This window comes from Treponema sp. UBA6852, from assembly GCA_002449305.1.
Taxonomy (GTDB): Bacteria; Spirochaetota; Spirochaetia; order Treponematales; family Treponemataceae; genus Treponema_D.
In genome coordinates, this window is the sequence record DKDI01000038.1 from 25,062 (window position 1) to 40,674 (window position 15,613).

General features: G+C 40.0%; 14 protein-coding genes. 12 read left to right on the plus strand and 2 right to left on the minus strand.

Features of this window, described 5'->3' with window-relative positions:
- Window positions 1-143 precede the first annotated feature (143 nt).
- Window positions 144-1,319, minus strand: coding sequence for a substrate-binding domain-containing protein (locus B3209_RS08650; protein ID WP_296662358.1), 1,176 nt, complete (start codon window positions 1,317-1,319; stop codon window positions 144-146).
- Between the two features lie 346 nt (window positions 1,320-1,665).
- On the opposite strand from B3209_RS08650, the gene B3209_RS08655 reads away from it, so the two are divergent.
- On the plus strand, window positions 1,666-2,694 hold the full coding sequence (locus B3209_RS08655; protein ID WP_296662356.1) for a LacI family DNA-binding transcriptional regulator: 1,029 nt from the start codon (window positions 1,666-1,668) through the stop codon (window positions 2,692-2,694).
- A gap of 91 nt (window positions 2,695-2,785) precedes the next feature.
- On the opposite strand, the gene B3209_RS08660 is transcribed toward B3209_RS08655, so the two are convergent.
- Entirely contained in the window at window positions 2,786-5,254 is a 2,469-nt protein-coding gene (locus B3209_RS08660) for a GH36-type glycosyl hydrolase domain-containing protein (protein WP_296662353.1), read from the minus strand.
- 153 nt (window positions 5,255-5,407) lie between these two features.
- Between B3209_RS08660 and B3209_RS08665 the strand changes: the two genes are divergently transcribed.
- From B3209_RS08665 to B3209_RS08715, 11 genes are all read left to right on the plus strand, one after another.
- A complete protein-coding gene (locus B3209_RS08665; protein ID WP_296690477.1) occupies window positions 5,408-6,751 on the plus strand; it encodes an ankyrin repeat domain-containing protein in 1,344 nt (447 codons plus the stop codon).
- Window positions 6,752-6,753: 2 nt separating this feature from the next.
- Window positions 6,754-7,323, plus strand: coding sequence for a 16S rRNA (guanine(966)-N(2))-methyltransferase RsmD (rsmD, locus tag B3209_RS08670; RefSeq protein WP_296662349.1), 570 nt, complete (start codon window positions 6,754-6,756; stop codon window positions 7,321-7,323).
- Between the two features lie 76 nt (window positions 7,324-7,399).
- A complete protein-coding gene (locus B3209_RS08675) occupies window positions 7,400-7,738 on the plus strand; it encodes a hypothetical protein (RefSeq protein WP_296662347.1) in 339 nt (112 codons plus the stop codon).
- Window positions 7,739-7,751: 13 nt separating this feature from the next.
- The gene (locus B3209_RS08680; RefSeq protein WP_296662345.1) at window positions 7,752-8,897 is read left to right on the plus strand and encodes a tetratricopeptide repeat protein; all 1,146 of its coding nucleotides are present in this window, start codon (window positions 7,752-7,754) and stop codon (window positions 8,895-8,897) included.
- A gap of 10 nt (window positions 8,898-8,907) precedes the next feature.
- Window positions 8,908-9,936: a 23S rRNA (adenine(2503)-C(2))-methyltransferase RlmN gene (rlmN, locus tag B3209_RS08685; RefSeq protein WP_296662344.1), complete on the plus strand. Its 1,029-nt coding sequence runs from the start codon at window positions 8,908-8,910 to the stop codon at window positions 9,934-9,936.
- Between the two features lie 69 nt (window positions 9,937-10,005).
- Entirely contained in the window at window positions 10,006-10,215 is a 210-nt protein-coding gene (locus tag B3209_RS08690) for a heavy metal transporter (protein ID WP_295800367.1), read from the plus strand.
- A gap of 6 nt (window positions 10,216-10,221) precedes the next feature.
- On the plus strand, window positions 10,222-11,166 hold the full coding sequence (locus B3209_RS08695) for a D-2-hydroxyacid dehydrogenase (RefSeq protein WP_296662342.1): 945 nt from the start codon (window positions 10,222-10,224) through the stop codon (window positions 11,164-11,166).
- 74 nt (window positions 11,167-11,240) lie between these two features.
- The gene (locus B3209_RS08700) at window positions 11,241-12,527 is read left to right on the plus strand and encodes a 3-isopropylmalate dehydratase large subunit (RefSeq protein ID WP_296662340.1); all 1,287 of its coding nucleotides are present in this window, start codon (window positions 11,241-11,243) and stop codon (window positions 12,525-12,527) included.
- Window positions 12,528-12,552: 25 nt separating this feature from the next.
- Window positions 12,553-13,086 carry a 3-isopropylmalate dehydratase small subunit gene (locus tag B3209_RS08705; protein ID WP_013701560.1) on the plus strand — a complete coding sequence of 178 codons (534 nt, stop codon included), beginning with the start codon at window positions 12,553-12,555 and terminating at the stop codon, window positions 13,084-13,086.
- Window positions 13,087-13,348: 262 nt separating this feature from the next.
- Window positions 13,349-14,188 carry a TrmB family transcriptional regulator gene (locus B3209_RS08710; RefSeq protein ID WP_296662338.1) on the plus strand — a complete coding sequence of 280 codons (840 nt, stop codon included), beginning with the start codon at window positions 13,349-13,351 and terminating at the stop codon, window positions 14,186-14,188.
- Window position 14,189: 1 nt separating this feature from the next.
- A complete protein-coding gene (locus B3209_RS08715) occupies window positions 14,190-15,542 on the plus strand; it encodes an MATE family efflux transporter (protein ID WP_296690479.1) in 1,353 nt (450 codons plus the stop codon).
- Window positions 15,543-15,613 lie beyond the last annotated feature (71 nt).

Here is a 15,613-nt window from a genome sequence, read left to right on the forward strand (position 1 = left end):
ATATATTGCAATCATTTAGAGATTGTCGTATCAAGTACGACAATGACATTTAGAACTTATTAGACATCCCCAATCTTAAAAAAAATCAAATACCTTCTGAAAATCGGGCTGAAATTTTCATCCAGCCCCAAAATTAAACTTTATTAGTACTTGAGCTTGTCTGTATAGTCTCTTCCAGAATTTGTCTTAACCATGTTGATTGCATAAGCATCGTAGTTGTTAAGGTTTGTAAATCTGTCAAGACAGCTAGATTCGTTCTGTCCGTCTCCCTGAACTACTGTAAGGTCAATGTTCAAAAGCGGAGCGTAGTACTGCAAAGCAGGAAGATAAGAAGACGAAAGGAAGTTATCCGCAGAGTTGTAAATTGTAAGCAAAACTTTCTTTGAAGGAGCAGTCGATTTCTTTACACCTGAATCGCGGTTTCCTGCTGTGTACTGCTGCCAGTTTCCACTGTTTACTCCAGAGTTTTCAGCAAGCAAAGCCTTTGTTGAATCAACATACTGAACAGGAGCAGAAATCTTGTTTCCATAAGAATCCAGCTCTGAAATTCCTTTCTTGTAAACATCTTCGCCTGTAAGTCCATCGAGAAGATTGCGAAGAACCTGCAAAGTTGCCGTTGCCTGAGCGTCTACGTTCTGAGAAACTGTTCCTGTGAGTTTTCCAGCGCCGATTGCTTCGATTGCGTCAGCGTTTGCATCATATCCGAATACTGGAACTCCAGCTGGGTAGTTTGAAGCCTGAAGACAACCCATTGCCATTCCGTCGTTGTTAGAAACTACCATGTCAAGCTGATTTCCGAATTTTGTAGCCCAGCCGCCCATTGCTTCTGTAGCAGCGTTTGCGTTCCAAGTAGAACCGTCAGTTCCAGTCATCGCCTTTCCTTCAAGCTCAACAACTTTCAGTGTTTTTCCGCCTACAGAAATAGAGCCTTCCTTTACTTTTCCAGGATCTGTAGAGCCGTCCCAAGTTCCGAGAGCCTTGCGGATTCCCTCTGTACGAGCCTTAGAGTCATTGTGTCCGACATCTCCAATGCAAAGAACATATCCGAGAATTCCATCTCCGTTGCGGTCAATAACGGCAGGATCAGCGGAAGCAAGATAGTCAGCAATAAGTTTTCCCTGAACAGCACCGCCGCCAGCAGCATCAAAGCCAACATAGTAAGTCTTGCTGTTCCAATTCATTGTAGCCATATCGATTTCGCCAGTTGTAGGATCTGAAGGCTGTCTGTTAAAGAAAACAAGCGGCTTGTCCTTGTTCATTACGACATCGCCACCAGCTTTAGAGCATCCGGTAAAAACCGCGCCGCCAATCAAAGCCATGCCAAGCACAGCGCAAACTGTTTTTTTCATATTTTGTCCTCCAAAAAAATAGTTAAACAGAATTTTTCGTGTGTTCGTTAACACTATAATCAATATATAAACCCGTTCCGCACATTTGTCAAATAAATTCTTTTATAAATTTTAGTTATAAATACACTTAAAAAAGGTGATTTTCATGCACAAAAACAAAGAAAAATAATAATATAGTTCAAAAAAATAAACAAAAATTAATACGATTTTCACTAGAAAACTTTTTTTCACAAAACAAGTGAAAATTATTTGCGCCACGAAAAAAACAATGCTAAAATGTGTACGTCAACACGATTTGACAAAATAAGAGGCGGCTATGACAATAACAGAAATAGCAAAAAAATCAGGCGTTTCAATTGGAACAGTAGACAGAGTTCTGCATAACAGAGGAAAAGTTTCCGAAAAAACAAAACTTGCGGTAGAAGCCGTAATCGAAAAATATGGATACACTCCGAACCCCCTTGCCCGTACACTAAAAAAGAACAAGCCTTTTGTTATTGGAGTTTTAATGCCTCCGCCCGTCTCTGGAAGCGGCTACTGGCAAATGATATTCAAGGGAATGAAAGAAGCCGAATCAGAACTTTCCGCGTTTGGAATAAAGCTCGAATTTGAATACTTTGACAGAACTGAATACGGCTCAATGACAAAGGCTTCACAAAGGCTGTTTGTAAAAAATTTGCAGGCGCTGATAACAGTTCCAATTGTTCCGCAGGAAGCAGAAGAAATATTCAGCCAGATAAAGATTCCTTACATTTTCGTAGACTCCCCGCTACCAAGAGCAAATCCGACTATTACAATAGCGCAGAATCCGTACAGAGGCGGACAATGCGCGGGACACATAATGAAACTCCTAAAGGAAAGCGGAAAATTTTCTGTGCTTCGTTTTTACAAGGATTCATACAATCTTTTGGAGCGTCTAAGGGGATTTACGGATTATTTTAGCCATGACACAAATTGCCAAGTAATAGAAACTCTCTGCACAAATGAGTCAAATCAAGGAATTTTTAATTTTCTGGACAATTTGTTCAAATCCGAGCCAGAAATAAATGGAATTTTCGCAACTCACACGGAAGGTTACATAATCGGTCAGTACCTTAGCTACACAAACAGGAAAAGCAAAGTCGCCCTGATAAGCTACGATATGCAAGAACAAAACAGAAACGGACTTATGACCGGAAACATTGACTGCGTAATTTCACAGCGTCCTGAATACCAAGGCTACACAAGCGTGAATGAAATTTTTAAAAGCAAAGTTCTTCTTCAAGAAATTCCGCAGAGAATCTTTGTTCCTATCGATGTGATTTTCAAGGAAAACGCAGGCGAATACAATCCTATAAAGTTATAATCAAACTGAAAAATTTCTTTTCAAAAAAAAGCTATACACCGTGCAAGAAACACACGGCATATAGCAAAAAGTGTTTTTAAATTAAATCAAACTAGCCTACAGTTACAGAAACTTTAACCTGCTTTGCGCCGCTGTCGGCAACAACAGTAGTTCCGTTAGCTTTTCCGCCGGAAACAACTTCAACTTTTACATCTCCGTCGTTCTTGTTGTTCTTTACACTGATTACGTATTCAACTCCGCGGAATTTGCGTGTCATTTCGGCAGTCTTAACATGTTCAGGAAGACGAGGCTCAACAACAAGGCCTTCATAGCTTGGGCGAAGTCCGCAAAGATACTGGCTCAATGCAACAAAGTTCCAGGCTGCTGTTCCTGTAAGCCAAGAGTTCTTTGCTTCACCTTCGCGGCGGGCTTCTTTTCCAGCGACCATCTGGCTGTAAACATAAGGCTCTGTGCGATGAATGTCTGAAATTTCTTCAACATAAGCCGGAGCAATCTTTTTGTAATGCTCAAACGCATCCTGAGGACGACCGTTTACAACTTCACCGATAATTACCCACGGATTGTTATGGCAGAAAATTCCTCCGTTCTCTTTGTATCCAGGCGGATAAGAAGAAACTTCTCCAAGCTCAATGTGGTAATCCTGATATGCAGGCCAGCAGATTACGATTCCGTACTTTGAATCAAGATATTTCTTTACGCTGTCAAGAGATTTTTCTGGATAGCCTTTGTCTTTTCCGACTTTTGCCATTGTTCCGAATCCCTGCGACTCAATAAAGATTTTTCCGTCCTTGCATTCATGCGAGCCAATTTTGTTTCCGGCATCATCATAAGCGCGCACATACCATTCTCCGTCCCAGCCAGCAGTGCAGATTGCCTCTTCCATTTTCTTTGCGGCATCTTCTGCAAACTTAGCTTCTTCTTCATCGCCCTGAAGACGGCACATTGCCGCATAGTCAGGAGTTACATAGACAAACATTTCCGCAATCATTACAGACTCAGCGTTCTTGCCTTCCTTGTTTGTGCAAGTCTGGAAAGAATCATTCGGATTCATGCTAAAGCAGTTCAAGTTCAAACAGTCGTTCCAGTCAGCGCGTCCAATAAGAGGAAGTCCGTGCGGTCCCATGTGGGTTGTGATATAGCGGTAAGAGCGTTTAAGGTGCTCATACATTGTGGCCTTGTTTGTCTCGCTGTTGTCAAAAGGAACCATTTCATTAAGGAAGTCCTTGTCGCCAGTTTCACAAATATAGCGTCCAACACCAAGCACAAGCCAGAGCGGATCATCATTAAAGTTAGAGCCGATGTCTGCATTTCCACGTTTTGTAAGCGGCTGGAACTGATGGTAAGCTGAACCGTCTTCAAACTGTGTAGCAGCAACATCAAAAAGACGCTCGCGGATTCTTGAGTTAGGAAGCTGATGAGCTGCGCCGAGCATATCCTGAGAAGTATCACGGAAGCCCATTCCACGTCCGATTCCGCTTTCAAAGTAAGAAGCTGAGCGCGCAAAGTTGTACGTAACAACGCACTGGTACTGGTTCCACAGAGCCATGCGGTCAAGTTTTTCGTCTCCAGTCTTAAGAGTAAAGTGAGAAAGAATTTCATTCCAGAATTCCTTAAGAACGCTGAATTCCTTTTCTACTTTTTCTTTTGTGCTGAATCTTTCCTGAATTGCATAAGCCTTCTCTTTATTGATAATTCCGCTTGCTGTGTTTGTGCGAAGAAGCTCGCCTTTTGTCTGTGTTGTCCACTTTTTATCCTGGTCATTTTCAACATATCCAAGAACAAAAACAAAAGTTTTTTCCTCTCCAGCCTTAAGTTCAACATTCAGGCGGTGAGAAGCAATCGGGCTCCATCCGTCAGCAACAGAGTTTCCGCTTTTTCCTTCCATTACAGTCTTTGGCTTAGAAAGAGGATTGTAAAGTCCAAGCCAAGTCTCGCGGTCTGTGTCAAATCCGTCAACAGGAGCATTTACAGAATAGAATGTAAAGTGATTGCGGCGCTCGCGGTATTCAGTCTTGTGATAAATTACGCTGCCTTCAATTTCAACTTCGCCAGTAGAAAAGTTTCTCTGGAAGTTCTGGCAGTCGTCAGAAGCGTTGTAAAGACACCACTCGACAAAAGAAACAAGAGAAAGCTTTTTTTCAGACTTTCCTTCGTTCTTAAGTGTAACCATTTCAACTTCGCAGTTAACGCCATTAGGAACCATGCAAAGAACCTGGGCGGAAACATCGTTTTTCTTAGAAGCGAATTTTGTATATCCAAATCCGTGGCGGCACTCGTAGCTGTCAAGAGGAGTCTGAGTTGGCTGCCATGCAGGATTCCAAACTGTATCTCCGTCCTTGATATAGAAATAGCGTCCGTTAGAGTCAAGCGGAATATCGTTGTAGCGGTAACGGGTCAAGCGGCGCAAACGGGCGTCTGTATAAAAGGCATAACCACCTGCTGTATTGGAAATAAGAGAGAAAAACTTCTCGTTTCCAAGGTAGTTAATCCAAGGGTAAGGTGTCTGTGGAGTTTCAATGACGTATTCCCTGTTTACATCATCATAATGTCCAAATTTCATAACTTTTCCTTCTATTAGTTAATCTAAAAGTTCTGCCTTCCAAACTGGATGCAAAAATTTCAGCAAATTCTATCATGCCATATATCAAAAGTCAAAGGGATTTTTTTTCAATATTATTGTTTTTTTCAGCGCAGTTGAATATAATTGCAATATATGAAGAAGAAGTTTTTATTTGTATTTTTACTGACCGCGCTTATTCCTGCCGCCATGTACGCAAAAGACGATGTTGACTACGAGCTGCTTGCAAAACAGGGAACGGAAGCAGAAATCCGCCAAGCATTTAAAGAAAACCGGAATCTTTCTACTCAGGTATTCGGAACCAACAGAGAAACATTTCTTATGCTCGCCCTGAAAAACAACAGAGACATTGGCATCATAAACCTTTGCCTCGAAAAAGAGTCGAATCCAAGCGTAAAGACAAAAGAAGGAAAAACTCCGCTGATGTACGCAGCCCAGTATTCCTCTGACAAAAATGTAATCGACCTTATTGCAAAGTACGGAATCGTTTTAAAGCGCAGCCGGGACGCAAGAGTTCTGCAGAAAGACAAAAGTGGAATGAACTCGTTCGCATACGCAAGAATGAATCCTGAATACAGCGTTTATCAAAAACTCACGGAATACACAGAAGATCCTCAAGGACTTTATGTTCCAGAGCCACCAGCACAGGAAACTGCCGCCACTCCAACAACAGAAGCCGCACAACCTTCAGAGCAAACAGCGCAATCAACTTCAATTGACTCAAACACTTCAAATGCAGAAGCAGAAAATGCAAAGCAAGCTGAAATTCAGCAGTACGCAAGCGCATTTCTTTTAGACTACGCAGAAAACGAAGACAAACCAGCAGAACAGCCGCCTGAAAATAAAACCGAATACATAGAAAATCCGAACGCGGCAGACAAAAACGGCGTTACACTTCTTATGAGAGCAGCAAAAGCCGGAAACGACTGGGACGTAAATTTGCTTCTTAAAAACGGAGCAGACGTAAATCTTAGGGACAAAGACGGCTGGACAGCTTTAATGTACGCGGTAAGATACCAAAACAACCTGAATATTCTTAATATGCTCATTGAAAACGCCGCATATATCCGTGTAAGAAACAAATTCAATGCAACTCCACTTTTAATGGCTGCGGATTATTCACAGAATCCTGAAATAATTTCAGTTCTTCTAAAAAACAGAAGCATTTCCGAAGATGAAGTTTTCAGGGCATTTATCTTTGCAATAACAGGAAATTCATCTTCTGACCACATACGCGAAGCAAAAATCAAGCTGTTCCTTGACATGGGAATTCCGCTGAACCGCTTGTGGAAAGGACAAAGCCCATTGATGTACGCGGCGCAATACGGAAAATCAACTTTGGTTTTAAAGCAGCTCATAGATGCAGGCGCGAATCCGGCTTTTCAGGATGAAAACGGAAACACAGCCTTTGACTACGCAAAAGCAAACAAAAATCTTGCCCACGACGACATTTACTGGTCTCTCAACGGAGCAAACTAAAAATGAGAATTACAGGCGGAAAGCTAAAAGGGCGTGTTACAGAAACTCCTTACGGAAAAATGGCGATTCGTCCTGCAATGGACAAAATGAGAGAGTCCGTTTTCAACATACTAGGATTCTCTCTTGAAGGGAAATCTTTTCTTGACTTGTTCAGCGGCTCTGGAACAATTGCACTTGAAGCAGTTTCGCACGGAGCTTCCGCAGTAACACTTTGCGAAATGGACAAGTCAAAGGCAAAGACAATCCTCAAAAATGTAAAAATGGCAGAAGAAGTCGGAGTCCGTATAAACTGCCGCTTTATGGCTGTTGAGCTTTTTTTAAAACGCTGCAAAGAAAAATTTGACTATATATTTTTAGATCCGCCTTTTCCATATAAATTCAGAAAAGAACTTGTGGAAACTGCCGGAACAAGAGAACTTCTTACAAAAAACGGCCAGCTTTTAATCCACTACCCTGCAGAAGATCCGCTTCCAGATAAAATAGGAAATCTTGTTCTTTCAGACAAAAGAATTTACGGGCGCTCAATCGTAAACTTCTATAAATATGAAGAAAACGCCAAGCAGACAAATTAAAAGACTTTAAAACCATTGCTTGACAAATCGAAATAACAAGTTACAATTAAAACTGTATTCTATAAGGTTAAAAGTAATGACAAGTAATTTAAAAAATCAAATCGACTCAAAGCCAGAAGAACTTAAATTCATAAAGACTTCCGATTTGCCGCTAGAAGGGCTTTCTGACCAGCAAAAAGTCGTCCTTAACAGAAAAGCAAACGCACTGCTCAACGAAGGCAAAGTTGAAATGGCAAAAAGAATTTTCATTACTACAGGATATTCAGACGGCCTTACAAGAATAGGAGACAATTATAACAAAGAAAATAAATATTTAGATGCGCTGAAAATGTATCTTCTTGCCCATAACAAAAGAAAAAGCGAACCAATTATAGAAAAAATATCGCAGACTGTGTCTGTTATGCTAAAAAGTTAAGAGAGGTAAAAAAATGGCTGATGAATTTAAACCGGAAGAATTCAGTTTTTCACAGACACAGGAATTCAACAAAACAGACGGCGCAAACGCAGCAATAAGCGAGCTTTCAAAAAAAGGTTATCAGTATTTAAAGGATAACAGCACAAAAGAAGCCATAGAAGCATTCAGCCAGATTCTTAATATAGAAGAAAACAACAATTATGCGCTTGTAGGACTTGGCGACAGCGAGCGCAAGCAATGCCACTTTAAAGAAGCGATAGAATATTACTCAAAATGCCTTTCCTGCCATCCCGGAAACAACTACGCGCTTTTTGGACTTGCGGACTGCTACAAGGCAATAAATCAGTATAAAAAAGCCATAGAAATTTGGGAGCAATATCTTGTCCATGATGACAGAAACATAACTGTCTTAACAAGAGTCGCCGATGCCTATAGAAAAATCAGGGACTTTAAAAAATCAAAGAATCTTTATTTAAAAGTCCTCGACATGGAAGAAAACAATGCCTATGCGCTGATTGGGCTAGGACATCTTCACTACGATTTTAAGGAATACAAGGACGCGCTTTTCTATTGGACACGAATGCTGGAAAGGAATCCTTCGCACGTAGATATAAGAGTTCTTACTTCTATAGGAAACTGCCACAGAAAAATCAAGACATTTGAAAAAGGACTTCCCTACTTTGAAAAAGCTCTTGAACTTGACCCGAATAATTTCTATGCCTTGTTCGGAATAGCAGACTGTTACCGAGGAATGAACCAGCAGTTCCGCTCAATTGGCTACTGGAATAAAATCCTTGAAATCGACCCTAAAAACAAAGTCATCCTGACGCGCACTGGAGACGCATACAGAAACACAGGCGACTATGCCACAGCCGCAGAATATTACAACCGTGCAATGGATATAGATTTTGACATTTATGCAGCCTTAGGGCTTGCCCTTATATGCAAGGGAGAAGGAAAATTTGAAGAAGCGGCAGATAGGCTTACACAGCTTGTGAATGGAGATCCAAAAAACTACCGGCTTTACATAGACCTTGCAGACTGCTATCTAAAAATGAACAATAAAAAAGAAGCATTGGAAACTCTTCATTCATTTCAAAAGCTTGGAATAAAAAATCAGGCAATAAACGACTTCATAGACCAACTTCAAGAAAACTGATTACATTTTTATGGAAAAAAAAGTTTCAATTTCGGGGCTTTTCCCTGAAGAAATAGCAAACAAAATTCAATTGTCGCCGTCTTTCCGCGCAAAGCAAATTTATGAATGGATTTCAAAAGGCGCGGAATCTTTTGAGCAGATGACAAACATCGACAAAGCCACAAGAAAATTTCTGGAAGAAAACGCACTTCTCCGCTCGTCAAAAGTAACAGAAGTATTAAAAGATCCTGACGGAACTATAAAGCTTCAAATTACACTTTCAGACGGACTTGCAATAGAAACAGTTCTTCTAACAGATAAAGAAGGAAGAAAAACTGCCTGTGTAAGTTGCCAGGCTGGTTGCGCAATGGGGTGCGCTTTTTGCCAGACAGGACGTCTTGGACTTGGTAGAAATCTTACCACCGGAGAAATTGTTGAAGAATTCTTCTTTATGGAAAAAGAAGCTGGAACACTAGACAACATTGTTTTTATGGGAATGGGAGAACCGCTTCAAAACCTTGATGCAATAAGAAAAGCCGTGGCAATTTTAACAGATAAAAAAGGCAGAGGATTAAGCCCCAGAAGAATTACATTGAGCACTTGCGGACTTATAAGCGGAATCTATGAACTTGCAGAAAACGGTCCGTTTGTGCGCCTTGCAATTTCCTTAACAACAGCCGATCCTGCTCTTAGGGAAAAGCTTATGCCAGTTTCAAAAGGGAATCCACTGCCTGAACTAAAAAAAGCGATAAAATTTTATTCTGAGAAAACTGGAAAAAGAATAACATTGGAAGCCGCCCTTCTTTCAGGACAAAACACAGGAATAGAAAGCGCAAAACGAATGATTGAATTTGCCGCAGGCCTTGACGCTTACATAAACCTCATTCCATGGAATCCAGTTAAAGATTTACAATTTAAGACTCCTTCAAGGAAAGAATGCGAAGAATTTGTGAAAATTCTTGAAAAAGCAAACCTTAAAGTAAACTTAAGAATTCGTCGAGGTGTAAAAATTGGCGGTGCTTGTGGTCAATTAGGTCGTTCTGCAGCTTCAAGCAGTTAAATTTGCTTGAAAAAAAACATAATCCCTATTATAATAATTTTGTATTTAAAATTTTGCTAGGAGACAAAAATGCAGAAAAAGATTTATGTTACAGGAATGGATGATGATGCGGCGGCAGCAAAAGTTGATACAGCAGTAAAAGCAGTCGCAGGTGTTACAAATGTAGTCTCTTCAGCAGCAAAATGCCAAGTTTGCGTTGACTTTGACGAAGGAACAGCTGGTATAGAGGATGCGATAAATGCAGCAATCAACTCCACTGGCGTTATTGCTCTCGGCTAATTCTATATGAAAATAACAGTTCTTGACGGCAATGCCTTGAATCCAGGCGATCTTTCATGGTCGCCGCTAGAACAATTCGGGCAAGTCGCAGTTTTTCCAAGGACAGAAGTTTCTCTAGTTGCAGAAAGAATTGGCGACAGCGATGCGATTCTTTTAAATAAAATAAACATAACAGAAGAAATTCTTGATAAATGTCCGAATCTAAAATATATTGGAGTTCAGGCGACAGGCTACAATGTAATCGACTTGGAAGCTTGCAAAAGGCATAATGTTACTGTAACAAATGTGCCATCTTATAGCACAGCAGGTGTCGCGCAGCTTGTATTCGCTTTTATAAGTGAATTTGCCTGCCACACACAGCTTCATTCAGACAGCGTAATGTCTGGAGACTGGACAAAATGCCCGGATTTCTGCTACTGGAAAGTTCCGCTTATTGAACTTGAAGGAAAAACTCTCGGAATTTTCGGCTACGGAAGTATAGGCTCCAGAGTTGCAAGAATTGCGGAAGCATACGGAATGAAAGTTATTGTCTGCACTAGAACGCCCAAACCCGAAATAAAAAATCCAGTTGATATTTCAACTTTGTTCAACGAATCTGATTTTATTTCCCTTCATGCGCCTTTAACTGAAAAAACTAAAAATGTCGTAAACAAAACAACTCTTTCTTTAATGAAGAAAACCGCATTTTTAATAAACACAGCCAGAGGACCGCTTGTAAATGAAAAAGATGTAAGGGAATTTCTTGACAGCGGAAAAATTGCAGGCTACGCAGCGGATGTTGTAAGCGAAGAGCCTATGAAAAACGACAATCCTTTGCTTGGAGCAAAAAACTGCATTATAACTCCGCACATCGCTTGGGCCGCCACAGAAACAAGGCAAAGACTTTTAAATATCGTAATAGAAAACCTAAAATGCTTTGTCAGCGGAAAACCACAGAATGTTGTTTCTTAAAAGCATATTGACAATTTTATTTTTACTTAATAAACTTTAATTATACTAAAGCCTATTAATACAGAGGAATTTCTATGGGAAAAACTATAGCACAGAAAATCTTTTCATCACATTTGGTTGAATCCCCTTTTGAAGGAACAAACATTCTTAAGCTTGACAGGGTTTTCTGCCATGAAATCACAACGCCAATCGCAATCAACGACCTTATTGAAAGGAACAAAGACAGAGTTTTTGACAGCACAAAAATCAAGGCAGTCATAGACCACGTAACTCCTGCAAAAGACAGTAAATGCGCAATGCAGGAAAAAATTCTCCGTGACTGGGCAAAACGCAACAACATAAAAGATTTCTTTGACATAGGAGCAAACGGCGTCTGCCATGCAATTTTCCCAGAAAAAGGATTTGTCCGCCCTGGATTTACAGTAATCATGGGAGACAGCCACACTTGCACACATGGAGCTTTCGGAGCATTTGCAGCTGGAGTCGGAACAACAGACCTTGAAGTTGGAATATTAAAAGGCGTATGTTCTTTCCGCGAGCCAAAAGCTATAAAATTTATTCTAAATGGCAAACTCAAAGACGGAGTTTATGCAAAGGATGTGATTCTTTTCCTGATTGGTCAGATTGGAGTAAACGGAGCTACAAACTGCGTTGCAGAATTTACAGGTCCGATTGTTGACAATATGTCAATGGAAGAAAGAATGACAATTTGCAACATGGCAGTTGAAGCCGGCGCAACAAGCGGAATCTGTTTTCCTGACATGACAACAGTAGAATATCTTTGGCCATTTATCAAAGATGAATTCGAGTCAAAAGAAGCAGCCCTTAAAGAATACACCAAATGGATTGATGATGAAGATGCGGAATACGAAAAAGTTTACACATTTGACTTGTCAAATCTTGAGCCTGTATGTACAATCGAATACAAGCCTGACCAGATAAAAAAAGTTTCAGAAATGAAAGGAACAAAAGTTGATCAGGTTTACATCGGCTCATGCACAAACGGAAGAATAAGCGACCTTCGTGTAGCCGCTGAAATTTTAAAAGGACACAAAATAGCAGATGGTGTGCGCGGAATCGTAAGTCCTGCTACTCCGCTCGTTTATAAAATGGCGCTTGAAGAAGGAATCATAAAGATTTTTATGGACGCTGGATTCTGCGTTACAAACCCGACTTGCGGAGCCTGTCTTGGAATGAGCAACGGAGTTCTTGCAGAAGGAGAAGTCTGCGCTTCAACAACGAACAGAAACTTCAACGGACGCATGGGAAAAGGCGGAATGGTTCATCTTATGAGTCCTGCCACAGCCGCCGCAACAGCTATTGCTGGAACAATCACTAATTCATGCTTTTTTAAAGGCTGAAAAATAAATAAAGACGAGGAACAAAATGAAACAGTTTGGTGGACAAGTTTTATTCTTGGATCGCTCAGATATTAATACTGACGAAATAATTCCTGCAAAGTATCTCACAGAAAATACAAAGCAGGCGCTCCAGCCGTATCTTCTTGAGGATTTAAAGCTTGAAGGTTTCAATCCAAAGACAGACGTTCTGGGTAAAAAAGTCATCATTACACGTGAAAACTTTGGCTGTGGTTCTAGCCGTGAACACGCTCCCTGGGCTTTGGAAGTAAACGGAATTTATTGTGTAATCGCAGTAAATTTTGCCCGTATTTTCCGCCAGAATATGTACAACTGCGGTCTTCTTGCGCTGGACATGAGCAAAAAAGACATCGATGATATGTTCAGAACATTCGCAGACAAAGACACAGAATGCAAAATTGAGCAGAAAGAAGACGGTACTTGGAAAGTAAAACTCATTGCCGGCTCACTCTCAAAAAGCTATCCTTTCAAGCTCGAAGGATTTGAAAAAGCCCTTGTTGAAAACGAAGGCTGGATTGGATACGCAGACAAAAAATATTAACAATTCAATGTCATTATCTGGTCTGACCGGATAGTCTTCAAACTGCCTTGGTAAATGCCATGGCAGTTTTTTTTATATATTTTAACATTTCCTATTTCTAAAACAAGAACCAATATAACAAAAGTATGATTTTCTATATTAAAAACCTGCAATTCCCACCATTTTTATAATAAATAAAATATTTGTTGACATATAAAAAAAGAAACGATATATTCACTAGTAGTAAAACAATTACTACTAACAACATATTTCAAGGAAAAACATGACAGACAAAATCATTGACACACTGGGCAGCCTTGGTTTTTCAAAAATGGAATCGCTTGTTTACTGTGCGCTTGTTCCAGAGGAAAAAATGGGAGGCTATCAGATTGCAAAAAAACTGAATGCGCCCCGCCCTTCTGTTTATTCCGCATTGGAAAATTTATTGAAGAAAGAATGCATAACAAGCATTCCAGGTTCAACAGCAGAATATCAGGCAGTTCCGCCGGATGTTTTAATTGACGAGATTTCTCAAAAGTATTCAGACAATGCCGCAAAAGCAAAAGAAATGCTAAAGGAATTGAATTCGCCGATTTCAACGCAGGAACGCTTTGTAAACATCGAAGGCAAAACAAAGCTCATTTCTGTTGTAAACAAACTTATTGCAGCGGCAAAAAAAGAAATTGTGTTCAACTGCTCAATGCCGCTTGAATACTTTAAGGATGCACTTCTTTCAGCGGCAAAAAGAAAAGTGAGAATTGTTTTGTTCAGCTGGAAAAATCTAGACACTCTTGAAATTCCGCTGGAATTTTTCTGCGGATTTGACGGAACAGACTGCTGCCCAGAACAAAGAATTCTTTTGGTTTCAGATATGGCGCACTGCATTGTAGGAAGTAACGACAGAGCAGTTTTCTTTCCGCACAGACCGCACCACAAAATTCAAAAGCTGCCAGACGGAGAAAATGATTTTCTTGGAATGACAAGCGACAACAGGCTGATTGTGAATCTCGTTTCAGAACATATTCACTTTGATATTTACTTGCAAAAGCTAAGGAAAAAATTCAACCGTGATATTATTTCCAAAGACATTTGCATTGGAACTTTAATGGAGAAAGGATTTTAAAATGAAGGCAGAGAACAAAACATTTTTGAACAATTTAATTTCGATTGCCGTTCCTATTTCACTACAGAATTTAATTCAGTCGTGCTTAGGAATGATTGACCAGATTATGATTGGTCAGCTAGGCTCAAAAACAGTTGCGGCAGTAAGCCTTGCAGGAAGACCTTGCTTTGTAATGCTGTTTGCACTGGGAGGCATTGCAGCCGCAAGTTCAATTTTCGCATCTCAATATGAAGGAGCAAAAGATTCCAGCAAGCACGCAAACGTAATGAGAGCTTCGGTTTTTGCAGCATTGGCAGTTGCGCTTGTATTTTTTATTTTTTCACTTTTCACACCGGAACTAGTTCTTTCATTTTTTACAAAAGACAAAGAAGTTATTTCAATAGGGAAAAACTATCTAAGAATAAATTCATTAAGCTATTTTGCTCTTGCAATAATCAGCTGCTGTTCTGCAATACTAAGAAGCACAGGATTTGCAAAAACTACACTAGTAACAGGATTTATTTCTGTAGCAATAAACACAGTTCTCAATGCAATCATGATTTTTGGACTTTTAGGATTTCCTGCCCTTGGTTCAGACGGAGCTGCAATTGCAACTGTAATTTCGATATTTGTTCAGTGCGTAATTCTCATTATTTTTATGATACGAAAAAATCATCCTGCAAACATGAAAGCTGTTCTTTTGTGCAAAAATGATTTTTCATTTCTAAAAATATTTTTTATAACAGCTCTCCCTGCAATTGGAAATGAACTTTTATGGGCATTGGGAGATGCAGGCTACAGTGCAATTTACGGACATATGGGAACAGCAGAGCTTGCGGCAATTACGTTAACCTTTCCTGTGCAAGGGTTAACAATAGGATTCTTCAGCGGACTTTCAGCAGCCACAGGCATTCTCATAGGCAACGAGCTTGGTTCAAATGACTTTGACAAAGGCTACGCTCTTGCCTGGAAGTTTATAAAAATCTGTGTTGCAGGATGCGCCGTAATCGGAATTTTAATTTTTATTTTCGCTCCAATATATACAAGATTTTACAATGTAGAGCCTCAAGTCCGTGAATACGCAAATCACCTTTTATGGATATTCGCATTCTATTTATGGATAAAGGTCTGCAACATGATAATAGGAAGCGGAATTCTTAGAAGCGGAGGAAAAACAAAATTCACTTTGTTCCTAGACGTCTTGGGAACTTACGGAATAGGACTTCCGCTTGGACTTTTGGGCGCACTCATCTTTAAACTTGAAATAACAAAAGTTTACGCACTTCTTTCTGTTGAAGAAATTGTAAGGCTTGTAATTGGAACAGCAAGAGTAAAAAGCAGAAAGTGGATAGACAATATTACGCAAAAAAAATAATTAAATACTTTGCTGCCATTCCCGTGCTATGACACTGCGATGTTTACGCAGTAAACTCGGTCAGGAATCTG